Genomic DNA, 25,851 nt, shown 5'->3' with positions numbered 1-25,851 from the left:
TTGTTTCCTTGGCAGCCGGGGTAGAGCGAGATTGGACCCTGTCGGATGTCCCATGTTAATATGTCAAGAAAACGCTTCCGGAGGAACCCCGCGAACCATGTCCAAAACACCCGATTCGGGCAAAGCGGAAGATGGCGGACCTTCGACGGTCGAGCAATATCTGGTGAAGGACCCGGAACGCTTTGCGCTGAACATGGCGCGGATGATCGAGCAGGCCGGCAAGGCGGCGTCCGCCTGGGCCGAACCGCGCGAAAAGGGTGAGGTGCGCGACCACGTCGCCGAGCCGGTCGTCGACATGGTCAAGACCTTCTCGAAGCTCAGCGAATACTGGCTTGCCGATCCGCAGCGTGCGCTCGAAGCGCAGACGCGGCTGTTCGCCGGCTATATGACGGTTTGGGCGAACGCCATCCAGCGCGTCAGCCCGAACGCCGAGGGTGCCGACGATGCCGTCAAGCCGGAGCGCGGCGACAAGCGCTTCCAGGATCCGGAATGGGGCCGCAACGCCTTCTTCGATTTCCTCAAGCAGGCCTATCTCGTCACCTCGCGCTGGGCGTCCGAACTGGTCGAGCACGCCGAAGGCCTGGACGAGCATACCCGCCATAAGGCGAGCTTCTACGTCAAGCAGGTATCCAACGCCATCTCGCCATCCAATTTCATCCTGACCAATCCGGAATTGTTTCGCGAAACCGTCGCCTCCAACGGCGAAAACCTGGTGCGCGGCATGAAGATGCTGGCCGAGGACATCGCCGCCGGCAAGGGCGACCTGAAATTGCGCCAGGCCGATTATTCGCCCTTCGAGATCGGCAAGAACATCGCCACGACGCCCGGCAAGGTGGTCGGCCGCAGCGACGTCGCCGAGATTATCCAGTATGATCCGGCAACCGAGACAGTGTTGAAACGCCCGCTGCTGATCTGCCCGCCCTGGATCAACAAGTTCTACATCCTCGACCTCAACCCGCAGAAATCCTTCATCCGCTGGGCCATCGAGCAAGGCCACACCGTTTTCGTCATCTCCTGGATCAATCCGGACGAACGTCATGGCGCCAAGAACTGGGAAGCCTACATCCGGGAAGGCCTGCAATACGGCCTCGACACGATCGAGAAGGCGACCGGCGAGCGCGACGTCAACGCCATAGGTTACTGCGTCGGAGGCACGCTGCTGGCGGCGGCACTGGCGCTGATGGCTGTAGAAGGCGACGACCGCATCAAGTCGGCGACCTTCTTCACCACACAGGTCGACTTCACCCATGCCGGCGACCTGAAAGTGTTCGTCGACGAGGAACAGGTCGCGGCGGTGGAAAAGGCGATGAACGAAAAGGGCTACCTCGACGGCACAAAGATGGCCACCGCCTTCAACATGCTGCGCTCGGGCGACCTGATCTGGCCCTATGTCGTCAACAACTACATGCGCGGCAAGGATCCTCTGCCCTTCGACCTGCTCTACTGGAACGCTGATTCGACCCGCATGGCGGCGGCCAACCACTCGTTCTACCTGCGCAACTGCTATCTCGAGAACAACCTCTCGCGCGGCACGATGGAACTTGCGGGCCACACGGTCTCGCTCGGCGATGTCACCATCCCGGTCTACAACCTCGCCTCGCGGGAAGATCACATCGCGCCGGCGCTGTCCGTCTTCCTCGGCTCGAAATATTTCGGCGGCAAGGTCGAGTACGTGATGGCGGGATCGGGGCATATCGCGGGCGTCGTCAATCCGCCCGCATCCAACAAATATCAGTACTGGACTGGCGGCCCGCCGAAAGGCGACTTCGACCAGTGGATAGAAAGCGCCACGGACCATCCCGGGTCCTGGTGGCCACACTGGCAAAGTTGGATAGAGGCCAAGGACAACACCCGCGTACCTGCCCGCAAACCCGCCAAGCATATGAAAACCTTGGGCGATGCTCCCGGCACCTATGTCAAGGTACGTGTGTAACGGACTGTAATGTCTGGTGAGTTGACGCCCCCGCAAAAGCGGGCGAAATGGTGTCGTCAACCATTAAGCAGCCGCAATTCGGCATTCGCTGCAAAAATACTTACAGGCTTGCTGATTTGACACAGGTCTCGTTTCCGGATCGGAGACAAGGGTCACCCTGACGCAGACATACCAGTCAGCGCCAAGGATACACCGACCGGACATCGAGGGGGAATTTGACTTTGAAATCAGCAGGATGGAGCCTCGCAAAGGGAGAACGCCGCGTCATCGTGGCAGCGTTCTGCTCGATGCTTCTGGCCTCCTGCACATCGGCCGGCGATCCGACAATGTCGGTCGGAATGCCCGGCTACAATGCTTCCGCATCCGACATCCACGCCGCCTCCACGGGCAAGCCCCTCGCCGCCGATTCGTCGTCGCAGGTAGCGACGGAGCAGACGACGGTGATGAGCGAAAGCGACACGGCACTCCCCGAAAAGGTTGCCTACCTACCGATGGCCAAGCCTGGGGCCACTTTCCCGCTCACCATACCAGCCAGCGCGGAAACGATCGCGGGTCAGACGCCGCAGTCCTTGCAGCAGCAGGTACAGACGGCGCAGCAGACCGACGCGGTCGCCCAGAAGATCGCCGCCGCCGATGCTGCCGCGACGGCGCCGAAGCCGGCCGCGGCACCGGTAATGAACAATCCGGTTTATGTGACCGCTGGCGACGCGCCGCAAGCCGAGGCGCCGAAGAAAAAAGGCTTCCTGGCCTCGATGTTTGGCGCCACCCCCGCTTCGGCAACACCCGCTCCGCTGGTCAACACACGATCGGGCGAACAGCCTGCCGCGCAGGCCAAGCCTGCCCCGGCGGCAGCAAAGCCGATCATCACACTGGCCTCGGCCGATTCCACGGCAAAGCCGATACAGTTGGCTTCGACCGGGGACGATGCCGGTCACATTACGGGTAGCGATGCCCTGCCTGGCGTGCGCCAGACAGCCCTGTTCGAGATCAAACGCAAATCCGGCCTCGACGACGAAAGCGACGTCGACCTCAATGAGGACGAAGGCTCGGGCGGCAGCTATCAGGTTGCGTCTGCGGCCGGCATGGCGCGCCTGGCGCCCAACGGACTGCTGAAGCAGAATGAGAGCGTGGACGTCGCCTGCCTGAAGCCATCGCTGGTGCGCGTGCTGAAGACGATCGAAGGCCACTACGGGCGCAAGATGATGGTGACCTCGGGCTATCGCGACCCGGCCCGCAACCGCCGTGCCAACGGCGCCAAGAATTCGTTGCACATGTATTGCGCCGCCGCCGACATCCAGGTGCCCGGCGTCTCCAAATGGGAGCTTGCGAGCTACATCAGGACCATGCCCGGCCGCGGCGGCGTCGGCACCTACTGCCACACCGAATCGGTCCATGTCGATGTCGGCCCCGAGCGCGACTGGAACTGGCGCTGCCGCCGGCGCAGCGGCGGTGACGACGGCTAGCAGCGATTTGACGGACCGGAACCTCAGCAGGCCAGAGTCGTTCCCATGTCGTCACCCTTGGCTAAGCAGGAGCGAAGCTCCGTCGCGAAGACCCGAAATCCATGCCGTGACCCTGGCAAAGATCGCAACGGGAGCAGAATTCTGCACCACGGCAACGCGTTGAAGTCGCGGCATAATTCTCGGGTCTGCGCCGCTTCGCTACGCTCCTTGCTCCGCCCGTGGATGGCGAAGCGACTAATGTCACCGCTGATCGCCAAGCCCTGCCGACCCCTCGCGAAATCGCTGATTTGGCAGGCTGGAAAAAAGTTGTCCAAGGCGGCACCTAACGGGTTGCCGGTTACGCGCAACGCCAGTATAAGCCGCTTCGTCTGAGCGCGCCCATCGTCTAGCGGTTAGGACACCGCCCTTTCACGGCGGTAACAGGGGTTCGATTCCCCTTGGGCGTACCAGATCTTCCGGACCTCCAGTCCCTCTTCCGATTCTACGCAGCGAACGCCTGGCCGATGCAATTTGGCAGGGGCGCATCGCGTCGACAACATTGCGGGTTACGGCATCCGTTGCAGCCGATACCCCATGCCTTTCGCGCTAGTCTAGCGCCCGGCTCCTCTGTCTTGTCGATCAGACGGGCCAGTGGTTAAATGGAATACGAAGGGAGCGCTCATATGACAGTTCACCTTTCGGCGGATATACGCGCTCCCGCGGCAACGCCGCCAAGATATCTCTTTGGTCCGCTCGCGGACTTTCTGATGCTCGGCGGCGGCGCATTCCTGATCTTGCCGGCGCTGTACTTCGTGCCGCTGAGATACGAAGGTCTCGTGGCGGCGACGATGCTTTTCCTGGCTTATCTGATCAACTATCCGCACTTCGCCCACTCATACCAACTCTTCTACCGCAATTTTGGGCGGAAGCTGCGCGGCGACGGCTACGACAGGAACCTCCAGATCCGCTACATCGTCGCCGGCATCATCGTTCCCCTACTCATGGGTGCATTTTTTGCCTACGGCTCGATAACGGCGAACGCCCGGCTGCTGGGCAACGCAACCAACGCGATGTTCTTTTTCTTGGGCTGGCACTACGTCAAGCAAGGCTACGGTATGTTGATGGTGGATGCCGTCCTGAAGCGCAGGTTCTTCACCGATCCGGACAAGAAAATCCTGCTGATCAACAGCTATGCCGTTTGGCTGTTCGCATGGCTTCAGACGAACACGGCGGTCAGCCAGGGAAAATACCTGGGGCTGGAATATTATACGTTTGCCACCCCTGCATGGCTCAACGCGATTGCGGTGGCGGCCGCGGCCGCTTCCACGGCCGCCACTGCCGTGATGCTGATCAATCGTTGGAGCAGGAATGGCGGCAGCCTGCCGTATAACGGCGTCATCGCCTACATCGCATCCCTATATCTCTGGATTCTGATCGTAAGGACAAATCCGCTCTGGCTGCTTGTGGTGCCGGCGCTCCATTCCTTGCAGTACCTGGCGGTGGTCTGGCGTTACCAGAGCAATGTCGAGCGTGACGGGCGCGATGCCGAGAAAGTTCCGCCATCCAGAATCCTGTCCGTCCTTGGTCCGGCTTACAGGGTGCGGCTTCTGGAGTTCATCAGTGCTGGCCTTCTCCTCGGCGGTCTGGGTTTCTGGCTGGTGCCGACCGTGCTGACGGCCCTTGTCCCCTATGACCGGGAAGTCCTGGGATCGTCGCTGTTCTTCTTCATCGTGTTGATCTTCATCAACGTGCACCATTACTTCCTCGACAATGTGATATGGCGCCGCGGCAACCCCGAAGTGTCGAAATATCTGTTCCGTTAGAACTTTTTTGCGCTCAAGCGGAAACGCTTGGCGTAATGCGGAAATGGACCAGGGATGGATCCACTCCCGCCCGATCCACCAGTCCATCAGCTTCGGAATTTTGGAGGCCTCGCCTCGGAATCGAACCGAGGCTTCCGAGATTTGCAGTCTCTAGCGTAGCCGCTCCGCCACGAGGCCATATGTGCTCTGGTAACGGGCAGAAGTTTAAAGATCCTTGATGTCTTGGATAAAATTTCGGCTACGCCCCACTGTGAAAAAGAGCCCGTCACGCCAGAAAGCGCCGACCCATGACTCCTTTACCAGACTTGAATTGCATGCTCGTCAACGAGGGGAACTCATACAGCCCGGCCGCAGGGCTCGAGGCCAGCAGATTCGCGGTCTGGCGGACTACGTGGCTAACCGCCGACCAGCGGCACGGCAACGGTCGTCGCGTAATTGATCGGGTAGGCGTTGAAATATGGGAAATCTATGACGAACGCATAGGCAGCGGTCAGGTGCGCCATGCGAAAGCCGCCGGTCGCCGGGTCGGTGGCGATCGTGACGTTCACATTCTTCAGACCCAGCGCAAGCAGCTTCTGTGTCGCGATCGCCTGGATGTCGGCCTGGGTCAGCGTGTTGTTAAGCTGCAGGGACCGTGCGGACGCCTCCAGCGTGTAGCGAACGCTGGAGGCCGTATTCATCGACCAGCCGAAGGCGAAGATTCCGAATAGCAGCATGATAAGGAACGGTGCGATCAGCGCGAATTCGAGCGCGGCTCCGCCCGATCGATCGTCCCTGAAGCCTCCCGTATTACCGAACACGGATCAGCTCCTGCTGGCCGATCGCGCTGGGGGCGGAAAACACGCCGAAGGTAAAGGGCGGAGTCCACGTCGCCGATGCGTCGATCTGGACAAAGACCGACGGTGCCTTCGGCCCGCTGCACAAGGTCGAAGCGTCGACCACGGTCGTGCCGCATTTGTAGATCCGGCTCAGCGTGACCTGACCGTCGTCCGGCATCCTCTCCCAGTTCGCCATTGCCGCGGCCCGTGTCGCGCTGTCGTCGGCGGAGCCCGCCAAGACCATGTTCGCCGCCGTCTTCACGCCGGCGCGCATAGACAACGAACTCGTGACGTATGACCAGCCGTCGGCGATGCCGAGCAGTACCAGGCAAAGGATGGGCAGGACCATCGCGAACTCAACCGCGGCTGCACCCGCGTCTTCGCGAATGGCTGGGATCAATCGATAGGCCACGCGCTTCATTCGACAATCGCGACCGACGCCGCCGCGGGGATGTCCTTCATTCCCAGGCTCGAGCAGTCCTGGTTGATCGTGGAATTGCCGGACCACTGGATAGTGTCGGCCACAATCTGCGTGCAGCCATTGTTGCCTGAGAAGTTGCCCAGGTAGTTCACTTGCTGCTTGGAGAAATAGATGGCGCCGGTCAGCAAGGATGTTGCCGTACCGTTGAAGGTACTCTGCGCCGCCGTGCCTGTCCTGTCACCGTAGAACAGCATGCCGGAATAGGTGCCCGACTGCGGCGCGCTGAGCGTCACGGTCGCGTTCCCGTTCATGCTGACGGTGCTGCTGCCCGCCATGAAGATGGTCACGCCGTCGCCCTGGATGACCGCGCCCGCGTTGATTTTCAAATTGCCCTGGACAACATAGACGCCGGGAGAAAGCGTGACATTGCCGTTGAGGCTCATGCCACTGCAATAGGTCCCGGGCTGGATCGTTTGGGTCGACTTGCCTCCGTTGACATTCTGGCATGGGTTGCTGGCGGCGGGCGCCGGCACGCTGGCGAACGGATCGGGTACGGGCAAGGCCTGGGTGATCGGCGCCTTGCAGGTCGTGGTCACCGGATTGTTCAGCACGACGCCGCCCGCCGAGATCAGGCAGTCGGCCGTGAGAGCCGCCGATCCCTGCACCTTGATGGCGTCGCTGGCGATCGAATTCGTCATGATGACGCAGCCGTTGAGCGTCATGCTGGTGCTGCCGGAGAAGAGCACCGACTGCGGTGCCGACGGATTGAGCGCCCGGAGGCAAGCCTTGGAGGCGTCGGTGATGAGCGCCACCGCCCTCGCCTTTTCTGGAACCTGGCTCTGAGTGAAGATCAAGGTGAACATCCGGTCGAGATTCTGGCCGAGGACCACCTCGACGGCCTTTTTGGCAATGTTCGGCCCTGACGTCGGCGGCGTATTGACGACGATGGTGCCGTTCCCGAGGCCGTTGTCGGTCGCCGACTGGGTCGCGGCCGCGACGATCGTCGGCGTGTCGGAACCCGCGATCTTCTCCAGCGCGCCGGCATAGGCCGCGGCATCCGCCGTGGCCTGCAATCTCAAGCTGTTGTAGTACCAATAGGAGGTTTCAACGCCAAAACCCGCCGCACCGATAACGATCGGCAGGGTAAGGGCAAAGATGGTGGCGACGTTCGCAGCTCTGCTGCGGCGCATGCCGGCCGCCACGAGCCGAATCCGGGTGAAGCAGTTGAACAGCATAATCAATTAGAAAGCACGCATGTATGAAAGAACGGCTAAAAAGTTCGATTCACTTTCTACGAGACAACCATTGGCCAGCAGCCATTGGCTCCAACAGCCGGCCTCGGTACGCGCACCTGATGCATTTCCGGCGTCGCCAAGCGTGCAGCCTGCTTGCGGGCAGGATTTACTTCAGGCGGTAAGGATCGGGACCTCTTCCACGGTCGCACCAGCCAATAACTCTCTTTGAACGGCAAGGAAGAACCTGCGCACTTCGTCACCGGCTGCCGTTCTGTCCCTGCCCGTCCCGACAATGAGATCGAGCAATTCCGCCGCCTTTGTCTTCCAGAACGAGGTGGCGGTCTCGCCATGCAGATTGCCGAGCTTGGCGGCAACTTCCCTGACCAAGAACAGCTGACGATCGATCGGGAACGCACGGACTTTTTCTGAGGACATCTTCCGACCCATGAAACTGACGCAACGAATCAACCATTGCCGAACAATCAATGGCTAACCGCGAAGGTGGAAACGGAAGCTTAACAGCGCCGGCCAATGCATCGGCGCAAGCGAATCGTCATGCACACTCAAGCTGAACTGGTTCCCCCACTCGATGACGCCCTCAGGCCTGCAGCGCTCTCGCCTCGCCGCCGCGCTTGCGCGGCGCCATCATGTCGCCGGCCATCAGTCCGGCGACGCGGCAGAACGCCATGAACGCCCGGCAGGCGTCTTCGGTCTCGACCACATCGACCGTGGCACCGAAACAGGCATTGAAGGCTTTCTGATACGCCGGTCCCTGCCGGCGCGCCGGCCAGTCCTGCAGAAAATCGAGCGCCTGCTCGACGCTGTAGATTTCCTCGACGGGCAAGCCGGGGCCTGGTGCGATGCGCACCGGCACCTCGAATTGCAATCTGTCCATCCGACATCTCCCGACCGGCATCGCCCAAGCAACGCCGCTCATCGTCAAAAGTTGCTTTGTGCGGTGTGCCACGGAAATGTGTCGTCACTGCGGAAAACTGTCTCCTTTGCTGCATCTGGCAAGGGAAGGTCTGCCGGCATCGAGCGGCCCGGCAGGCCTTGCCGGCGGCGGTGATTACTGGTTGGCCGGGTCGGTCTCCGCGTCGAAGGCCGTGCGCCTGACCGGCGGGGCAAGCGAATATCCGGGCCGTTGGGGCCGCATCAGGCAGTTCGTCCTTGAACCTTTCGCCCTCAGGTGCCAAATCTGGTGACATCTCCGCGCCCGCGCTCCTGCGGCGCGCCACCTTCTATATGGGCAAAATGGTCACCTATCTCGACGCCGCCACGGCACCGCTCAGAAACACCGGCCAGATCCGCCTTTATGGCGAGGAAGGCTTTGCCGGCATGCGCAAGGCATGCGACCTCACCGCGCGCTGCTTGGACGAGCTGGTGCCGATGGTCGGTCCCGGCGTCACCACCGACACCATCGACCGTTTCGTCTTCGAGTTCGGCATGGACCACGGCGCACTGCCGGCCACGCTCAACTATCGCGGCTACACGAAATCGTCCTGCACCTCGATCAACCATGTCGTCTGTCACGGCATTCCCGACAACAAGCCGCTGAAGGATGGCGATATCGTCAACATCGACGTGACCTACATCCTCGACGGCTGGCACGGCGATTCCTCGCGCATGTATCCGGTCGGCACGATCAAGCGGGCAGCCGAACGCCTGCTCGAGGTCACCCACGAATGCCTGATGCGCGGCATCGCCGCCGTCAGGCCGGGCGCGCGCACCGGTGTCATCGGCGCCGCCATCCAGACCTACGCCGAAGCCGAGCGCTGCTCGGTGGTGCGCGATTTCTGCGGCCACGGCGTCGGCCAGCTTTTCCACGACGCCCCCAACATCCTGCACTACGGCAATGCCAATGAAGGCGTGGAAATGCGCCCCGGCATGATCTTCACCATCGAGCCGATGATCAATCTCGGCCGGCCGCATGTGAAGGTGCTGTCGGATGGCTGGACGGCGGTGACACGCGACCGCTCGCTGTCGGCGCAATACGAGCACACGATCGGCGTGACCGACACCGGCTGCGAGATTTTCACGCTGTCGCCCAAAAAGCTCGACCGCCCTGGCTTGCCGGTTTAGGAGGCCGTGGCGAGGTCTTGGATGGCGGCCTATTTCCAGTGTTTGCGTGGCCGCCAGTCTTCGTCCTCGTCCTGGTCTCGTAACCAGCGCATTATTTCGCGGCAACTGCGCGGACGGCCATCGCTGACCCTGCCATCGGTGCATGGATCGTAGCGTTCGCGCGGGTACGGGTAATAGTCGTGCCTTTCCCGATAACGCCCCCGGCGATCCAGCATGCGCAGGATCTCGCGGCAATTGTGCGGCCTCCGGTCGCTGTAACGGCCGTCCGTGCAAGGATCATCATATTGGATGAAATGGATCGGGTTCCGATCAGCGCGGCCACCGGCCGGGTACGGCATCGATCACCGGGGCAGCCATTGCAGGACTGAAGCTCAGAAGCAGCCCGGCGGGCAGCAGGATACGAATGGGCCTGGGCATCTTGGTTGTCTCCGAATGGGGCGTCATCGATGATGACACCGAGAGCCTGCGCGACTGCCATTGCCGCAACATTGCGTAGAAGTCGGAGGCTTACTCATTCCTTGCCGCCGAAAAAACCTCGACCGCCCCTGCCCGCCGTCCTAGTATTTCGCGGGGATCAGCGATCATTGCTCAGCTGCGACTGGATATGGGCGGCACATGGCGACACAAGGCGACGACGACGAACGGAGCTTCTTCTCCGAGGTGCCGGTGCGGCCGGCGGCGAGAGCCAAGGCGGCAGTCGATGAAAAGCCGCATTATCTCGGCCATCGCGATCGTCTGCGCGAGCGCTTTGCCTCGGCCGGTCCGGATGCCTTGCCCGACTATGAACTTCTGGAACTCCTGCTCTTCCGCCTGATCCCGCGCGCCGACACCAAGCCGGTCGCCAAGGCGCTGCTGGCCCGCTTCGGCACCTTGGCCGAAGTGCTCGGCGCGCCCATCGGCCTGTTGCAGGAGGTCAAGGGCATCGGCCCGGCCGTGGCGCTCGAGCTGAAGGTCGTCGCGGCGACCGCGCAGCGCATGGCGCGCGGCGAGGTCCATGGCCGCGAAGTCCTGGCCTCATGGCAACAGCTTCTCGACTATTGCCGCTCGGCCATGGCGTTCGAAGCGCGCGAGCAGTTCCGCATCCTGTTCCTCGACAAGAAGAACGCGCTGATCGCCGACGAAGTGCAGCAGACCGGAACGGTCGACCACACGCCGGTCTATCCCAGGGAAGTGGTCAAGCGCGCGCTCGAACTGTCGGCCACCGCGATCATCCTGGTCCACAATCATCCCTCCGGCGACCCGACGCCGTCGCGTGCCGATATCGAGATGACGAAAGAGATCATCGAAGCCGCCAAGCGGCTGGGTATTTCCGTGCACGATCACATCATCATCGGGCGGAAAGGATACGCCAGCATGAAAGGCCTGCTGCTGATCTAGGTCCAAAATCCCGCGAGGCAGCACCGCCACTGCGCTGGCGATTATCCTGGCCGGAATTTGAAATCATTCAATCGTGGAAAGAATGATGCTGATACCACGCAGTTCGCGGATCAATCTTCCAGGTGACGACAGCCCAAACGACCGCCACTTTTCGAAATCAAGGCGGATCGGTCTTGCAGTTGCCGGCAATCTGGCTGACCGCCTCACCGAAGCCGGCCAGGTCGAAATCGGCCTGACCGCGCCCGGACAGCAGCCCGAAGCGCCACGACAGCAGCAGGCGGTTTGCCGGAACGAGGCGCTTGATGCCATCGGCCCCGTCGCGCATCAGCAGCCTGCCGCGCGTGCCGACGGACCAGCTCTCATCGAATTTGCTGTCGCCGTCGATGGTGACCGACATGGTGATTTTCCGGCTGGCGGAGACGGCGTCGTTCAATTGCAGCCATTCGGTCCAGACCGGCTCGCCGTCTGCCCGGCAGGCAATGGTCAGCACCGGGCTGTAGCTCAACGCGCCGCCCCCGGTGATTAGCTTGTTGGTGGCATAGACCGATGCGGTGACGAGGCCGTCATTGCCGGTGTCGAAACGCCAATTGTCCGTGCCGGCCCCGGCAGCGCCGCAGGCCAAGGCCAGGAAAAACACCGTGGCGGCAGCGCGCCTCATTTCCACCCCCAGCGACATCACCAATTACCTCTGGTCTTCCAACCAATCAGATAATGATCAAGGCTTCGTATCGCCACTGGCGCCCATCACGAGCCAATTCGATGTTGCAGTTTCGCAACGAAAAAGGCCGCCCGAAGGCGGCCTTTCGGAATTCGTCGGAACGTGCGCTCTACTCGGCGTCCTTGGCCGCTTTTTTCTTCGGTGCGGCCTTCTTCTTCGGCTCTTCCGCGTCGTCGGCTTTCTTGTCGTCAGCCTTCTTCGCGGCGGCCTTCTTCGCCGGCTTCGCCTTGGTCGCGGTTTCGGCCTCCTCGTCGTCGGCCATCAGCTCTTCCTTGCTGACCTTGACGTCGGTGACCGAGATCTGTTCGAGCAGGTGGTCGACAACCTTCTCCTCGAACATCGGCGCCCTGAGCGCGTTCAGCGCCTCGGGGTTGCTGCGGTAGAACTCGAAGGCTTCCTGCTGCTGGTTGGCCGGGAAGCGGCGAACCTGCTCGAACAGGCCGCGCTGCAGTTCCTCGTCCGACACGGTGACACCGGCCTTCTCGCCGATCTCGGCCAGCACCAGGCCAAGGCGCACGCGGCGCTCGGCAAGGCGCATGTATTCGGCGCGTGCCTCTTCCTCGGTCGTCTCTTCGTCGGCGAAGGTGCGACCGGCGGCTTCCAGGTCGCGGTTGACCTGTGCCCAGATGTTGTTGAATTCCGCCTCGACGAGCTTCGACGGCGCTTCGAACGAATAGGCTGCATCGAGTTGATCCAGCAGCTGGCGCTTCACCTTCTGGCGCGTCATCGAGCCGAACTGGTTCTCGATCTGGCCGCGCACGATGTCACGCAGGCGCTCGAGCGACTCCAGGCCAAGGTTCTTGGCGGTCTCGTCGTTGATTTCCAGTTCGCCGGGCTTCGACACTTCCTTGACAGTGACGTCGAAGGTCGCTTCCTTGCCAGCCAGATGCGCTGCCTGGTAGTTGTCCGGGAAGGTCACGGTGACCTGCTTCTCGTCGCCGGCCTTGGTGCCGATCAGCTGTTCCTCGAAGCCCGGAATGAACTCCTTGGAGCCCAGCACCAGCGGCTGATCATTGCCGGCGCCGCCTGCGAAAGCCTCACCGGCGATCTTGCCGACATAGTCGATCGAGACGCGGTCACCTTCGGCGGCCTTGCCGGTCTTCGGCTCGTAGCTGCGCGCCGATTCAGCGACGCGCTTGACCTGGTCGTCGATCTCCGAATCCGGAACGTCGAACACCTGGCGCGTTACCTTGATGTCGGAGAAATCCTTGATCTCGATCGCCGGAATGACCTCATAGTTGAGGCGGAATTCGAAGTCGGCGCCGCCGGCCAGGATCTTCTCGGCTTCCTTCTCGTCCTCGGTCATGATGACCTCGGGCTGCATGGCGGCCTTTTCGCCGCGCCCGGTGATGATCGAACGGGTCGAGTCGTTGAGGATCTCGTTGACCACCTCGGCCATGAACGACTTGCCATAAACCTTGCGCAGGTGCTGCACCGGCACCTTGCCCGGACGGAAGCCGTTGATGCGAACCTTGTCGCGGGCGTCCGACAGCCGCGCCATCAGCTTGGCTTCCATATCACCGGCCGGCACGGTGATCTTGATCTCGCGCTTGAGACCGGAATTGAGTGTTTCGGTGACCTGCATCGTAAAACCTTTGTTTTCACCAATGAGGCTGCCAAACGGCTCCCTGCCGTTCACAGCCTGCCGGTAATTCTTGCCGGGAATGGCTTTTGGTACGGAACCTGGCGATTTGACCGGAAATACGGCTCAAACTCTCCCAAACTGCGTTCCAAAATGTGAATAAGTTCTTGTTTTTCCTACTTCTTATCACATCTTGTAGAAGCGGATCGTCGCGTCCCGTCACATTTGACACGCCTTTTGTCACAGGCGAGCCTAATTTTCAACAGTCTTCGCGTTTAGGCGAATAACCAACATTTCGGCCCTGACCCGATATCTTGTCTCCGACATTGACAGAATGATGGCTACATGGGATTGCCGGGTCATGCGGATGTGGCGGAACTGGTAGACGCCCTGGATTTAGGTTCCAGTGCCGAAAGGCGTGGGGGTTCGAGTCCCTTCATCCGCACCAACCCCACATGACCGTTTGGCTCCGCCTCATCCCGGATCTGTTGCCATTGTTCCGCGGCCGAAACCCTGTGAAAAGTCCTACCGATCGATCGCTTGAGAGATTGCCGATAATGAGGTCAACTCATTGTCGGGAATGGCGGGACAATGATGATGCTTGAATACTGGAACAAGGCCCACATCTGTGGGCTGCTCTCGGTGCGCTTCGGGCTCACGAGTTACCTGGAGATCAACACGAGCACTACTGGCTTCAGGTATATAGAAGCGGCACAATTGGGTTTTCAGCCCTGCATGCGCCTGGTGTATCGGGCAACTGAGCCGCCAGTCGATGGCCTCCCCGTAGATTTCACCTCCACAGACGAGGATATTGCGGCATGTCTCAATGACCTGCGCCTAAAGGGGCAGACATTCGACATTGTGTTCGTTGATCCGCACCACACATACGAATGCTCGGCGCGCGATATCCGGGAAGCCTTCCGCATGGTCTCGCCCGGGGGTGCCGTGGTGGTGCATGACTGCCTGCCCCCAAACCGGACCGCGGCCAATCCCTCCTTTTTCCGCGGTGAGTGGTGCGGCGTGACCTACAAGGCATTTATTGATTTCGTTCTGGGCAATCCGGATCTCGACTATTTCACTGTGGATGCCGACTACGGCTGCGGCGTCATCCTGAAACCCAAGGGGGCCGTCGCCAAGGTAAAGAACTGGCTGCGCGCACGGCGCGTTCGCGCGTTGAGAGACGAATGGCGAGCGATCGGGAATGATTTCGACGCGGCATTCGACAGATTCGTGACCGACAAAATCAGACTCCTCCGCATTGTCGACTTTCGACTGCTTCGCCGAAAACTTCTCTGAAATCACATTATGGGCGCGATGGACATCAATAAAGCGGCTCCTCGAACAGCGTCTTGTCGCCATCCACCAGCGCCTTGATCTGCGCCGTGCCATCGGCGGCGAGCGCCAGCTTGATCCCGAATGGCCGTACCCGCATGTCGCCCTGAATCGCCAGCCCCTCGCCTTCGGGCAGGTAGAACCGTTCGATGCCGTAATCCGGCGCGATCGTCATGCCCTCGCTGCGCAGATCCCAGCCTTCGGCGACATGGCCTGCAATATCAGCCTCGTCGGCAGCGGCTGGCGCCGGCGCCTTGCCGAGCCAGGCGGTGGTCGGCGTCCAATAGCCGTCAGCACCCTTTTTCAGGCGGACCACGATCGACGTATCGTCGCTGGAGAATTTGCCGGCGGGAATGTTGGCGATCATTTTCACCGGAATGCGCGAAATCGCGTAGCCGAGGATGATGTAGTCGCCGCGCAGCAGATCGCGCGGATCGACGGGTTCGATCTTCAGCAGCACTTCCTTGCCGTTGCGCAGGATCGCCGCCCGGCCGGCGATGATCCAGCTCAGGAACCCGATCTGGACGAGCGCCAGCACCAGCGCCGAGATAACAGGCCTCTTTCCGGTCATCATGCGGTGGCTCCCCCCGTTGCCGGACCCTTCATGCGTTTTTCGACGCGGATGATGATGATCGCCAGGATGCCGAGCAGCACCGCGGCGGCAAGGAAGAAGCCGGCCGTGTCGAGCATCGACTGCAAGGTCACGACATAGATCATGGCGAGTTCGAAGGCGAAGCCGAGATAGGCAAGCCAGCGCAGGCCACGGCTCTCCCGTCCCGCCAGCACGATGGCGGCGACGATGCCGGCCAGCGCGACGACCGAGGTAATGGCGAAACCGCTGTTGTAAGTGCTTTCGTCGGCCAGTTCGAACTGGATGATGGCCAGTCCGGTAAGAAAGCCGAGTAGCGCATGCAGGGGCAAGAGGCCGCCGAGCTGCACGATCCTGTCGACCGGTTCCGGTGCGAAGACAGAAGCCGCGAAGAGCACGGCGGAGACGATGACCAGAGGGATCGCCACCGGCAGCGTCGCGTGGTCCATCGCCAGCAATACGAGATAGAAGAGCAGCGACAGGATGATCAGGTGCCGCGCGGCCTGGCTGCGGGTCCAGAACGAGACGGCAAACAGCACGATGGCCATGACGACGAAGGCATGCGGAAACTCACTGCGGCTGTAATAATCGAACCCCTTCAGGAATAGCCAGGCGTCGGCGATGCCGACCGAAGCGACGGTCAGCGGGTTCGACCGCAGCGCGACCGCCGCCAGCGCCGTTCCGGCGCCCCAGGTGACCAGCGCGGAAGCCTCGTCGCCGGACAGATGGTACATCTGGCCGATCAGCGCGATCGAACCGCCAAAGGCAGCCGCCGCCACGATCCACAGGGCTTCGGCGATCGCCGCGTGGTCGCGCGTCTTCAGCACCGCGCCGCCGACATAGCCGCCAAGGATGATGGCAAACAGCGCCGCGACCCGCGCCAGCCGCGGAATGGCATCCCAGTTGGCAGCGACGAAGATCAGGATGGCCGCGCCGAACAGCAGGGCCGCCATCATGGCCAGGATCGAACCGAAGCTCAGCGACTTGCGCGTATTCGCCTCGACGTCACGCGTCAGGGCGTCGGCCGTCGCGGCGTCGATCAGGCCTGCCTGGAGCCACCGGGCAATGTCGGATCTGACCCGTGTCGAATAGCCCGCCATGTCCTGCATCCCCCGCTAGATCGTTTTTTTAGCCGAACCAGCCAAACCGTTGACGTCACGGCACTTTCCGATTCTGGCTTCTTTGTGTCAGGTCCGTGAAGGCGCATTAATGTTGCATTGCACAATTTGCATTGCTGCCATGCAGCCATAGCGCTTTTAAATCGATATGAGCCCGCCTATTTATGGTTCGTACACAAACGGAATGATCCGCAAGAAAGACGAAACGAGAACTACCATGAACCTGATCCGCAACTATCGCAACTGGCGCCGCTACAGGGACACCGTGTCCGAGCTGAGCCGCCTGAGCAACCGCGAACTGACCGACCTCGGCATCAGCCGCAGCGACATTCCTTACGTCGCTCGCAAGGCGGTCTAATTCTTCGGACCGCGAATGGTCCGAACAAGTTTCTGAAAAGAGAACGACAATGAACCTGATCCGCAACTATCGTAACTGGCGCGTATATCGCGAGACGGTTACCGAGCTGGGTCGCCTTTCGAACCGCCAGCTGCATGATCTCGGTATCGTCCGCGACGAAATCAAGATCATCGCCCGCCGGGCGATCTAACGGAATTTCGCTGGGGTCGACCTCCTCCCCGACCTTCAGCGAACGGTCAGCCCTTATCCTCCTCCCGAGGGTTGACCACCAAAACGGCGCCCGCCGCACCTCCTCCCGCGGCGGGCGCTGTTCCCGGGGCAAATGAATTTTGCTCCAAAGGGTTTTGCCCCTTTTAAAAGATGGCAAAAGAGATTTCGTCAAAGCCGACCTCCTCCCCGGCAATGACGAATAGGTCCAACCTTCACCTCCTCCCGAGGGTTGGCCAACCAAACGGCGCCCGCCGCACCTCCTCCCGCGGCGGGCGTTGTTTCCCCGGGGCAAAATGAATTCTGCTCCAAAGGGTTTCGCCCCTTTTCAAAACGCGAAAGAGATTTCGTCAGAGCCGACCTCCTCCCCGGCGATGACGAATACGGTCGATCTTCACCTCCTCCCGAGGATCGACCCCCAAAACGACACCCGCCGGACCTCCTCCCCCGGCGGGTGTTGTTGTTTTCGGCGCCCGGTTCACCATCTGCGGTTTGCCCGCACCAAGCACGGCAATTGCAATCGCCGCCCCAAGCGATTATTCCGGCGCTCATGAGCAAAAATCCCATACACATAATCGGCGGCGGTCTCGCCGGTTCCGAAGCCGCATGGCAGGCCGCGCAGGCCGGTGTTCCCGTCGTGCTGCATGAGATGCGCCCGGTTCGCGGCACGGACGCGCACAAGACCGATGGCCTGGCCGAACTCGTCTGTTCCAATTCCTTCCGCTCCGACGACGCCGAGAACAACGCGGTCGGCCTGCTGCACGCCGAGATGCGACTGGCCGGCTCGCTGATCATGAGCGCCGGCGACGCCAACCAGGTGCCGGCCGGCGGCGCACTGGCCGTCGATCGCGACGGCTTCTCCGAGGCCGTGACGAAAAAACTCGAGGCGCACCCGCTAATCACCATCCAGCGCGAGGAAGTTCCCGGCCTGCCGCCGGCGGACTGGGACCAGGCGATCATCGCCACGGGACCGCTCACCGCCCCATCGCTGGCCCAGTCGATCGCGGAGGCGACCGGCGCCGATGCGCTCGCCTTCTTCGACGCCATCGCGCCGATCGTCCATTTCGACACGATCGACATGGATACCTGCTGGTTCCAGTCGCGCTACGACAAGGTCGGCCCGGGCGGCACCGGCAAGGACTACATCAACTGTCCGATGGACAAGGAGCAGTATCTCGCCTTCGTCCAGGCGCTGGTCGACGGCCAGAAGACCGAATTCAAGCAATGGGAAGGCACGCCCTATTTCGACGGTTGCCTGCCGATCGAGATCATGGCCGAACGCGGCGTGGAGACGCTGCGCTACGGACCGATGAAGCCGATGGGCCTGACCAACGCGCACAACCCGACGGTGAAGGCCTATGCGGTCGTCCAGCTGCGCCAGGACAACGCGCTGGGCACGCTCTACAACATGGTCGGTTTCCAGACCAAATTGAAGCACGCCGAGCAGGTGCGCGTGTTCCGCACCATTCCGGGCCTGGAAAACGCCGACTTCGCCCGCCTGGGCGGCCTGCACCGCAACACCTACATCAATTCTCCGATCTTGCTCGACGGCTCGCTGCAGCTGAAATCGCGTCCCGGCCTGCGCTTTGCCGGCCAGATCACCGGCTGCGAAGGTTATGTCGAGAGCGCCGCGATCGGCCTGCTCGCCGGACGCTTCGCCGCCGCCGAGCGACTTGGCCATGCGTCATCGCTGCCGCCGCTCACCACCGCCTTCGGTGCGCTGCTCAACCACATCACCGGCGGCCATATCGTCTCCGACGACGAGCCCGGCAAACGCTCGTTCCAGCCGATGAACGTCAATTTCGGCCTGTTCCCGCCAGTTGAAGCGCAGAAAGTCGAAGGCAAGCGCCTACGCGGCAAGGACAAGACCGTAGCCAAGAGGCATGCCATCACGTCGCGTGCGCGGGCCGATTGCCGGCAATGGCTGGGTTTGCCGGCACAAACGGCCGAAGCAGCAGAATAATTTATGGCTGACAGGCTGCCCCAAGTCTTGCCGCCGGTTTGCCGACAAGCGATGAAGCTTTCACCGGCGACTATGAGGTTATCTGGAGCATCTACATCAGATGCAACAACCTGCAAAAGCTACGCGCGGTTCACATACCGGCGCTCGAGGCGCTGATCGGCCAACCCCATGGCGGCGAAGGTTGGTTGTACGAAAATGCGCGCGGCGCTCCGCGCCTTCCAGCGCGAAGAGGAAGAGCATGCAAAGCTGATGGCATCGATCCGGGCACTGGTGAGGGCGTCGATGGGGGACACGAGGCCTGCCGTTCCGCTCGACGAAGCAATCGACCGGGTAAAGAGCCGGATTTCGCAGCTGGCACAAGACAATGATCCAGCATCTCGTCGTCGTTCTTAGCGAAAAACCACACTGGCTCTACTTCATGGCGGAGGCTCCAATGGGCATCAGGTGGCGGGAGATCGCTTTCCAACTTGAACCGGATATCGCGCAGGCGGCAGCGAGAGCGTGGTCATGGCTTTTGCCAGAGCCGTGGGCCCCGCTTGTCTGCTCAATGGTGGGAGGCATGTTTGTCGAGCGACCGAACAACGCGGTTCATTGCCTGGACACGGGAACGGGCTTGGCCGAGCAGGTAGCTCACAGCAGGACGGACTTTGAGGAGATGATCAGGACTGCTCCTGATCTGGTTAATGAGTGGTTCCTTCCGCCGCTTGTCGAACGCCTTCACGCCGCAGGCAAGAAGCCGAAGGTGGGAGAATGCTACGGCTTCACCATCTTGCCCGCCTTTGCCGAGGGCAAATTCGATGTCGAAAACATGTTTGTGGTCCCCGTGAGTGAGCAGTTCGTAGGGATGGCCGATATTCATCGCCGGCTGAGCGAATTGTCCGACGGCTCAAGGGTACGGCTCAAGGTGATCGATTAGGCGCGTAACGCTACTCGGCCGGGTCGGCACCTACCCTCGGCAATCCCGGCTTCCCCCCTTCGCTGGGATTCCGCCTGACATAGGCGGCCTTCAGGCTTTCCGAAGTTTCACGGGAGCCGTCATGGCTCCAGCCGGGCGGCTTGATCAGGTAGTTCAGGCGATCGCTGAGTGCAAGCCCCGGTGCAAACGCATCCCTGAACATGCCGATCCACTCGTGGAACGCCACTTTCAGCGGATTGAAGGTGCCGAGATTCCTGACGATGCCGTAGCGCGGCCGGTCCTCCTCCAGCTCTTCGACGAAGGTGCCGAACATGCGGTCCCAGATGATCAGCGTGCCGGCATAGTTGGCGTCGAGATAGCGCGGATTGGTGGCGTGATGGACGCGGTGGTGCGAGGGCGTGTTGAAGACGAATTCAAACCAGCCCCACATCTTGTCGATCGTCTCGGTGTGGATCCAGAACTGCCAGACCAGGTTGAAGCCGAAGGTGAAGGCAATCACCGCCGGGTGAAAGCCGAGCAGCACCAGCGGCGCCTGCAGCACGAACATGAAGGTGAACAGTCCGGTCCAACTCTGCCTGAGCGCCGTCGACAAATTGTAGTGCTGGCTGGAATGGTGATTGACGTGCTCCGCCCACACCCAGCGCACCCGGTGCGCAATACGGTGATAGACGTAGTAGCGCAGGTCATCGAGCAGGAAGGAGGCCAAGAATACCCAGACCGATAGGCCGAGATTGAAGATACGGAACTGCCAGAGCCAGAGCAGCGCCCAGAAGGAGACGACGCCAAGCAGCAGCCCGACAACGACATTGCCGGTGCCCATCATCAGGCTGGTCAACGTGTCGCGCGTCTCGAACGAGCCCTTCGCGCGACCTGTGCGCACCAGCCATAGCTCGATCAGGATCGCGGCGACGAAAAACGGGATAGCGAGTTGGGTGACCTGCGGAAAATCGTAGCTGTCGATCACGCGGCCTCCCTGGCGGAACTCGTGTCTCGCGGCTCAAGGGCCTTCAGCAAGGCCCGCGCGTCGGCGGTATTGGCGAAGCGGAAGCGGCCGCCCTTCCAGGTGAAGTCCGTCAGCCGCATCAGAATTGTGTTCGTCTCGTCAGGTTCGGACACCGCGGCGTCCGCAGCAGTGACGATACGCGTCAAGAAACAGTCGCCGATGCCATGAACGATACCGATGCGCCCTCGCCCGATATCCAGAAACGCCGTCTTGGCATCTGTCGTTAGGCAGACTGTGACGGCCATCTCGTCCGGAAAATCTTCCGCGAAACGGCCCAACACCTGGTCCGCGCCAGCCAGCGTTGCTTCCTTGCTGCCGCCGGTGAAATGCACGGCGGCAACCGACAGCGCAATGCCCAGCACGACGATCGCGACCAGCACGGGCAAGCTCATGGATTTCCTCCTGGCCAGCCTGTCGTCTTCGGCAACAGTTCTCGGCAGGCCGACTCCTTAACACGATTTACGTCAAAGTGTCGGCCAGCCCTTGCCTGCACGACGCAGCAGCAACCAATGCCGGCGCAATGCCGACAGCCGTGCCACGCCGCCGAGCGGTGCGTGGCGCGGGCCTTCCATCTTGTCGAGATAAGCGCGTGACAGCGCCAGCGGCAGGAATGCCGGACGCAATGACCCCGGCAGCGCGGCGGCACCCCGCTCGAAGGCCGAAAGATGTTCGCGCGCCAGCGCGATCATCGCGGCCACCGCACGCTGGGCGCCAGACCCGCCGTCACCGGCAACAAATTCTTCCGGCGACGAGCCCGCCGCCGCCAGGATGTCAGCCGGGATAAAACACTGCCCGCGCCTGCGGTGCAGCGGCAGCAGAAGCAACAGCCCCGTCATTGTCTGGGCGCAGCCCGCCCTGCCCGCCAGTTCGGCAAATCCTGGCGCCTCGGCGGAATCGAGCACCATCGCCGCGAGTTGAATGAGCGCGGCCGCCGTCTCGCCGCAATAGCCCTCCAGATCGGTGCGCGATGGCATCGGGTCATCATAGAGATCGAAGATACGTGCCTCAAGCATGTTCTCGAAGGCCAGTTTCGGCAGCTTGAATGCTGCAATGGTGGCGTTCAAGGCTTCGGCAACCGGATGACCAGCGCCCGCCTCGCCGCCGGCGTCAATGACATCGCGCCACCATTGCAGCCGCACCTCGCCGGGCAACGCCTCATGGATGCGGTCACGGATGCCGGCGATCTCGGCATTGAAAGCGTAAAGCGAAAACAGCGCGTCGCGCTTGTCGGCAGGCGCGTAGAGGCCGGTGAGATACCGGTCATGGTCGGCGGCGCGCACCGCCTCCATGACGATTTTGGCATTCTGCGACATATCAGTCGACGGCGATGAGCGCGGCAGCCACGGCGCGGTTTTCCGCCAGAAGGACGTTGTAGGTCCGTACTGCTGCCCCGGTCGACATCGGGTCGAAGGCTATGCCTGCATCCTTCAATGCCCCCCGCAGTGCCGCCGGCAACGGCCGCAGATCCCTGCCCATGCCCACCAGCAGGATCTCGACCTTGCCGGCCTCGGCCAGAAGCCGGTCGAAATCCGCAACCGTCAGCGCCAGGGGGTTTGCCGGCTCCCAGCCGTGGATGCCGGACGGCAGGCACATGAGCGAGCCGCGATGCGACATGTCGGCAAAGCGGAAGCCGCCATTCCCATAAGCCTCGATCGGGGCGCGGCCAGGGAAATGCGCCTCGCGGATGACGATGCCTTTGCCGGTCACCACTCTGTCACCCCTTCGGGCCCGCGCGTCAGGTCGCGACCGCCTTGCCACCGTTGACCGGCTTTTCCTCATCGGCTGAAGCCTGCGGCCGCAGCTTGAACAGGATCAGCAGCGGCGCCGCGATGAAGATCGACGAATACGTGCCGAACACGACGCCGAACAGCATCGCCAGCGTGAAGGAGCGGATCACTTCGCCGCCGAACAGCACCAGCGCCAGCAGCGCCAAGCTGGTCGTCACGGACGTCAGCGTCGTTCTCGACAACGTCTCGTTGATGGCGTTGTTCAACAGTTGCGGCAATGGCATTCGCTTATATTTTCGCAGATCCTCGCGGACGCGGTCATAGACGACGATCGTGTCGTTCAGCGAATACCCGATGATGGTCAGGATCGCCGCAAGGGACGACTGGTTGAATTCGAGCCCGCTGATGACGAAGAACCCGAGCGTCATGACCACATCGTGCACCGTCGCGACAATGGCGCCGACCGCGAACTGCCATTCGAAACGGAACCAGACATAGACCAGGATGCCGACCAGCGCGACGATCATGGCTATCGTTCCTTGCTTGGCCAGTTCGCCCGAAACCGTCGGGCCAACCACTTCGACGCGGCGGAAATTATACTGGTCCTGCAACTCGCCGCGCACCTTGTCGATCACGGTCTGCTCGGCATTTTCACCCGCGTCTTGCGTGCCGACGCGGATCAACACGTCGTTGGGCGCACCGAACTGCTGCACCTGCACTTCGCCGATGTTCAGTTCCGTCAATCTGCCGCGGATGTCGGCGAGATCGGCAGTGCCCGACTTGGATTGTACCTCGATCAGCGAGCCGCCCTTGAAATCGATGCCGTAATTGATGCCGACACTCATGAACAGCACCACGGACAGTATCGACAATGTGCTCGACAGCCCGAACGTCCACCGGCGGATACCCATGAACGGAATTTTCGTGCCCGGTGGAACGAAGGTCACCGGTGCTTTCGGCAATTCCTTCGGACGGGCACGCCGCAGCCAGATCGAGACCAGCAGGCGGGTGAAGGTGAAAGCGGTGAAGACCGTGGTCAGGATGCCGATGGCATAGGTGATGGCAAAGCCCTTCACCGGTCCGGTTCCGAGATAGAACAGCACCACGGTCGCAATCAGCGACGTGACGTTGGAATCGACGATGGTCGCCAGCGCCTTCGAGAAGCCGGTGTCGATCGCCTGGATTACCGAGCGACCGGCGCGTCGCTCCTCGCGGATACGCTCGTAGATCAGCACGTTGGAATCGACCGCCATACCGATGGTCAGCACGATACCGGCAATACCCGGCAAGGTCAGTGTCGCGCCAAGCAGCGACAGCAGCCCGACGATCATCGCCACGTGCACCGCCAGGGCGATGTTGGCGAGGAAGCCGAGGAAACCGTAGGCGACGAACATGAACGCCACGACGAGGATCGAACCGATGATGCCGGCGACCTTGCCTGCATGGATCGAATCCTGGCCAAGGCCCGGACCCACGGTGCGTTCCTCGATGACGGTCAGCGTCGCCGGCAGCGCACCGGCGCGCAAAAGCACGGCCAGATCATTGGCGCTCTGGGCGGTGAAATTGCCGGAGATCTGACCCGTGCCGCCGAGGATCGGCTCGCGGATCTGGGGCGCCGAGATCACCTGGTTGTCGAGGATGATGGCAAACAGCTTGCCGACGTTCTGCGCGGTGGCCTGGCCGAAGCGTGCGGCGCCCTTCGAATCGAAGCGGAACGAAACCACCGGCTCGTTGTTCTGCGAATTGTATGTCGCCTGTGCGTCGACGAGGTTTTCACCCGATACGATGACGCGGTTCTCGATCAGGTAGGGAACCGGCGGATCGTCCTGCGAATAGAGCACCGAAGAGCCGGCCGGCGGGCGCCCCTTGAGCGCGTCCTGCACCGGCATCGACTGGTCGACCATCTGGAAGGTCAGCTTCGCGGTCTGGCCGAGGATTTCCTTCAGCCGCTGCGGATCCTGCAAGCCAGGCACCTGGACGAGGATGCGGTCGTCGCCTTGCCGCTGCACGATAGGCTCGGTCGTGCCGAGTTCGTTGACGCGGCGCTCGACCACTTCGATCGACTGCGCCAATGCGGTCGAAGTGCGGTATTTAATGCCGGCATCGGTGACGGTGAACTTGAGCAGGCCCGGCTCGGAATCGTCGAGCGACATTTCCTGGATGGAACCGCCGGTGAACAGGCCGGCAGCCACAGGATCGGTCAGGGTCTTCAACGCTTTCTTGGCGGCTTCGAGCTGAGCAGGATCGGTGATGCGGACCTGCAAGGTGCGTCCCGTGCCGCCCAAGCCGGTATAGCCGATCTTGGCATCGCGCAGCAGTGTACGGATTTCATCGCGCGTCGTCTCGAGCCGATCCTTGATCAGATCGTTCTGATTCATCTCCAGCAGGATGTGCGAACCGCCCTGCAGATCGAGGCCGAGCGTCATCTGCCGCTTCGGCACCCAACTGGGGAGCTGGGCCAGCGTGCTGGCGGGGAACAGATTGGGCGCGGCGAGGATCACTGTGGCGGCCACGGCCAGCCAGATCAGGATCATCTTGAAGCGCGAAAAATAAAGCATATGGCGTCGTCCGTCAGAGCGTGTCCGCGGATCGCTCCGCCTGGAATTTGGTTATTTCTTGGCGTTCTGGTTAGCGACCGGTTCGCCCTTGACGCGCACGTCGGCGATCGTCGAGCGCAGCGCCGTCACCTTGGTGCCGCCGCCAAGATCGATCTCGAGCTCGTTGTCGTCGATCACCTTCGTCACCTTGCCGACGAAACCGCCGCCGGTGACGACGGTGTCGCCGCGACGAACCGCCGCCAGCATCTCGCCGCGCTTCTTCAGCTGCGTGCGCTGCGGGCGGATAATCAGAAAATACATGATCACGAAAATCAGGACAAACGGCAAAATGCTGATGAACATATCGGGAGAGGCGCCGCCGATGCCTTGGGCGTATGCCGGTGTCACGAACATCGAGGTACTCCTGAATTTTGAAAAGCAGCCGCCAAACAGTTAAGCGAGATTTGGCGGCCCCGCGAAATTTGGCCGGAATATAGTCGGTAAAGTTGCCAATGCAACTGCGCGGCCGGCCAAATCCGCTGCTTTTCCGGCCTGTTTAGCCGTGTTAGAGCAGGATCACGAAAACCGACACCCGGTTTTCGGAAAAGATCACGTTCGAACAAATGGTTGCAACCGGTTTCGAAACCGCCGGAATCGAACCGGGTCCGCC

General features: G+C 61.6%; 26 protein-coding genes and 3 tRNA genes. 13 read left to right on the top strand and 16 right to left on the bottom strand.

Features of this window, described 5'->3' with window-relative positions; genetic code table 11:
- Window positions 1-97 precede the first annotated feature (97 nt).
- The 4 genes from phaC (at window position 98) to FJ960_RS00845 (ending at window position 5,198) form a co-directional block, all read left to right on the top strand.
- On the top strand, window positions 98-1,933 hold the full coding sequence (phaC, locus tag FJ960_RS00860; protein ID WP_140711464.1) for a class I poly(R)-hydroxyalkanoic acid synthase: 1,836 nt from the start codon (window positions 98-100) through the stop codon (window positions 1,931-1,933).
- Between the two features lie 215 nt (window positions 1,934-2,148).
- Window positions 2,149-3,396: a YcbK family protein gene (locus FJ960_RS00855; RefSeq protein ID WP_140711463.1), complete on the top strand. Its 1,248-nt coding sequence runs from the start codon at window positions 2,149-2,151 to the stop codon at window positions 3,394-3,396.
- 374 nt (window positions 3,397-3,770) lie between these two features.
- Window positions 3,771-3,845: transfer RNA gene (locus tag FJ960_RS00850), tRNA-Glu, on the top strand.
- 213 nt (window positions 3,846-4,058) lie between these two features.
- Window positions 4,059-5,198 (top strand): hypothetical protein, encoded by a 1,140-nt coding sequence (locus tag FJ960_RS00845; protein ID WP_140711462.1) that lies wholly within the window; start codon window positions 4,059-4,061, stop codon window positions 5,196-5,198.
- A 101-nt stretch (window positions 5,199-5,299) separates the two neighbouring features.
- On the opposite strand, the gene FJ960_RS00840 is transcribed toward FJ960_RS00845, so the two are convergent.
- From FJ960_RS00840 to FJ960_RS00815, 6 genes are all read right to left on the bottom strand, one after another.
- Window positions 5,300-5,375 (bottom strand) — tRNA-Cys (locus FJ960_RS00840).
- Window positions 5,376-5,593: 218 nt separating this feature from the next.
- Entirely contained in the window at window positions 5,594-5,998 is a 405-nt protein-coding gene (locus FJ960_RS00835) for a TadE/TadG family type IV pilus assembly protein (RefSeq protein WP_140711461.1), read from the bottom strand.
- On the bottom strand, window positions 5,988-6,437 hold the full coding sequence (locus tag FJ960_RS00830) for a TadE/TadG family type IV pilus assembly protein (RefSeq protein ID WP_140508775.1): 450 nt from the start codon (window positions 6,435-6,437) through the stop codon (window positions 5,988-5,990). Before FJ960_RS00830 ends, FJ960_RS00835 begins: the two co-directional genes overlap by 11 nt.
- Window positions 6,434-7,672, bottom strand: a complete 1,239-nt coding sequence (locus FJ960_RS00825) for a pilus assembly protein TadG-related protein (RefSeq protein WP_181174141.1) — start codon at window positions 7,670-7,672, stop codon at window positions 6,434-6,436. The genes FJ960_RS00830 and FJ960_RS00825 overlap by 4 nt, the downstream gene beginning before the upstream one ends.
- A 171-nt stretch (window positions 7,673-7,843) precedes the next feature.
- Window positions 7,844-8,107, bottom strand: a complete 264-nt coding sequence (locus FJ960_RS00820) for a DUF6074 family protein (RefSeq protein ID WP_140508886.1) — start codon at window positions 8,105-8,107, stop codon at window positions 7,844-7,846.
- A 163-nt stretch (window positions 8,108-8,270) separates the two neighbouring features.
- Window positions 8,271-8,567, bottom strand: a complete 297-nt coding sequence (locus FJ960_RS00815; protein WP_140711459.1) for a DUF982 domain-containing protein — start codon at window positions 8,565-8,567, stop codon at window positions 8,271-8,273.
- Between the two features lie 359 nt (window positions 8,568-8,926).
- Here FJ960_RS00815 and map point away from each other — a divergent pair, with 359 nt between their 5' ends.
- The gene (gene map / locus FJ960_RS00810; protein WP_027146820.1) at window positions 8,927-9,754 is read left to right on the top strand and encodes a type I methionyl aminopeptidase; all 828 of its coding nucleotides are present in this window, start codon (window positions 8,927-8,929) and stop codon (window positions 9,752-9,754) included.
- Between the two features lie 615 nt (window positions 9,755-10,369).
- Window positions 10,370-11,131, top strand: coding sequence for a DNA repair protein RadC (gene radC, locus FJ960_RS00805; protein WP_140711458.1), 762 nt, complete (start codon window positions 10,370-10,372; stop codon window positions 11,129-11,131).
- Between the two features lie 157 nt (window positions 11,132-11,288).
- Here the strand turns inward: radC and FJ960_RS00800 are convergent, their stop codons facing one another.
- Together FJ960_RS00800 and tig are read right to left on the bottom strand one after the other, a co-directional pair.
- A complete protein-coding gene (locus FJ960_RS00800; protein ID WP_246672574.1) occupies window positions 11,289-11,789 on the bottom strand; it encodes a hypothetical protein in 501 nt (166 codons plus the stop codon).
- Between the two features lie 169 nt (window positions 11,790-11,958).
- Entirely contained in the window at window positions 11,959-13,434 is a 1,476-nt protein-coding gene (gene tig, locus FJ960_RS00795) for a trigger factor (RefSeq protein WP_027146817.1), read from the bottom strand.
- Window positions 13,435-13,794: 360 nt separating this feature from the next.
- Between tig and FJ960_RS00790 the strand changes: the two genes are divergently transcribed.
- Window positions 13,795-13,879 (top strand) — tRNA-Leu (locus FJ960_RS00790).
- Between the two features lie 143 nt (window positions 13,880-14,022).
- On the top strand, window positions 14,023-14,727 hold the full coding sequence (locus FJ960_RS00785) for a class I SAM-dependent methyltransferase (protein ID WP_140711457.1): 705 nt from the start codon (window positions 14,023-14,025) through the stop codon (window positions 14,725-14,727).
- Between the two features lie 25 nt (window positions 14,728-14,752).
- On the opposite strand, the gene FJ960_RS00780 is transcribed toward FJ960_RS00785, so the two are convergent.
- Entirely contained in the window at window positions 14,753-15,337 is a 585-nt protein-coding gene (locus FJ960_RS00780) for a GDYXXLXY domain-containing protein (protein WP_140711456.1), read from the bottom strand.
- A complete protein-coding gene (locus tag FJ960_RS00775; RefSeq protein WP_140711455.1) occupies window positions 15,334-16,452 on the bottom strand; it encodes a DUF2157 domain-containing protein in 1,119 nt (372 codons plus the stop codon). Before FJ960_RS00775 ends, FJ960_RS00780 begins: the two co-directional genes overlap by 4 nt.
- Before the next feature lie 235 nt (window positions 16,453-16,687).
- Here FJ960_RS00775 and FJ960_RS00770 point away from each other — a divergent pair, with 235 nt between their 5' ends.
- From FJ960_RS00770 to FJ960_RS00750, 5 genes are all read left to right on the top strand, one after another.
- Entirely contained in the window at window positions 16,688-16,828 is a 141-nt protein-coding gene (locus tag FJ960_RS00770) for a DUF1127 domain-containing protein (RefSeq protein WP_013531315.1), read from the top strand.
- Window positions 16,829-16,877: 49 nt separating this feature from the next.
- Window positions 16,878-17,018, top strand: coding sequence for a DUF1127 domain-containing protein (locus tag FJ960_RS00765; RefSeq protein ID WP_019858543.1), 141 nt, complete (start codon window positions 16,878-16,880; stop codon window positions 17,016-17,018).
- A gap of 567 nt (window positions 17,019-17,585) precedes the next feature.
- Window positions 17,586-18,998: a methylenetetrahydrofolate--tRNA-(uracil(54)-C(5))-methyltransferase (FADH(2)-oxidizing) TrmFO gene (gene trmFO, locus FJ960_RS00760; RefSeq protein WP_140711454.1), complete on the top strand. Its 1,413-nt coding sequence runs from the start codon at window positions 17,586-17,588 to the stop codon at window positions 18,996-18,998.
- 168 nt (window positions 18,999-19,166) lie between these two features.
- Window positions 19,167-19,391, top strand: a complete 225-nt coding sequence (locus FJ960_RS00755; RefSeq protein ID WP_246672572.1) for a hypothetical protein — start codon at window positions 19,167-19,169, stop codon at window positions 19,389-19,391.
- Window positions 19,363-19,914, top strand: a complete 552-nt coding sequence (locus FJ960_RS00750; RefSeq protein ID WP_140711453.1) for a T6SS immunity protein Tdi1 domain-containing protein — start codon at window positions 19,363-19,365, stop codon at window positions 19,912-19,914. Before FJ960_RS00755 ends, FJ960_RS00750 begins: the two co-directional genes overlap by 29 nt.
- A 10-nt stretch (window positions 19,915-19,924) precedes the next feature.
- Here the strand turns inward: FJ960_RS00750 and FJ960_RS00745 are convergent, their stop codons facing one another.
- From FJ960_RS00745 to yajC, 6 genes are all read right to left on the bottom strand, one after another.
- Window positions 19,925-20,875, bottom strand: coding sequence for a sterol desaturase family protein (locus FJ960_RS00745; RefSeq protein ID WP_181174140.1), 951 nt, complete (start codon window positions 20,873-20,875; stop codon window positions 19,925-19,927).
- On the bottom strand, window positions 20,875-21,309 hold the full coding sequence (locus FJ960_RS00740) for a hypothetical protein (RefSeq protein ID WP_140711451.1): 435 nt from the start codon (window positions 21,307-21,309) through the stop codon (window positions 20,875-20,877). The genes FJ960_RS00745 and FJ960_RS00740 overlap by 1 nt, the downstream gene beginning before the upstream one ends.
- A gap of 72 nt (window positions 21,310-21,381) precedes the next feature.
- Window positions 21,382-22,230, bottom strand: a complete 849-nt coding sequence (locus tag FJ960_RS00735) for a phytoene/squalene synthase family protein (protein ID WP_181166554.1) — start codon at window positions 22,228-22,230, stop codon at window positions 21,382-21,384.
- A gap of 1 nt (window position 22,231) precedes the next feature.
- The gene (locus FJ960_RS00730) at window positions 22,232-22,627 is read right to left on the bottom strand and encodes an Mth938-like domain-containing protein (RefSeq protein ID WP_181166058.1); all 396 of its coding nucleotides are present in this window, start codon (window positions 22,625-22,627) and stop codon (window positions 22,232-22,234) included.
- Between the two features lie 25 nt (window positions 22,628-22,652).
- The gene (secDF, locus tag FJ960_RS00725) at window positions 22,653-25,202 is read right to left on the bottom strand and encodes a protein translocase subunit SecDF (protein WP_140508752.1); all 2,550 of its coding nucleotides are present in this window, start codon (window positions 25,200-25,202) and stop codon (window positions 22,653-22,655) included.
- A gap of 51 nt (window positions 25,203-25,253) precedes the next feature.
- Window positions 25,254-25,595 carry a preprotein translocase subunit YajC gene (yajC, locus tag FJ960_RS00720; RefSeq protein WP_010909882.1) on the bottom strand — a complete coding sequence of 114 codons (342 nt, stop codon included), beginning with the start codon at window positions 25,593-25,595 and terminating at the stop codon, window positions 25,254-25,256.
- Between the last annotated feature and the right edge of the window lie 256 nt (window positions 25,596-25,851).

It is taken from the genome of Mesorhizobium sp. B2-3-11, from assembly GCF_006442215.1.
Classification (GTDB): domain Bacteria; phylum Pseudomonadota; class Alphaproteobacteria; order Rhizobiales; family Rhizobiaceae; genus Mesorhizobium; species Mesorhizobium salmacidum.
The sequence above is the reverse complement of the archived record's forward strand: the minus strand, read 5'-3'. Positions and strand labels throughout refer to the sequence as shown.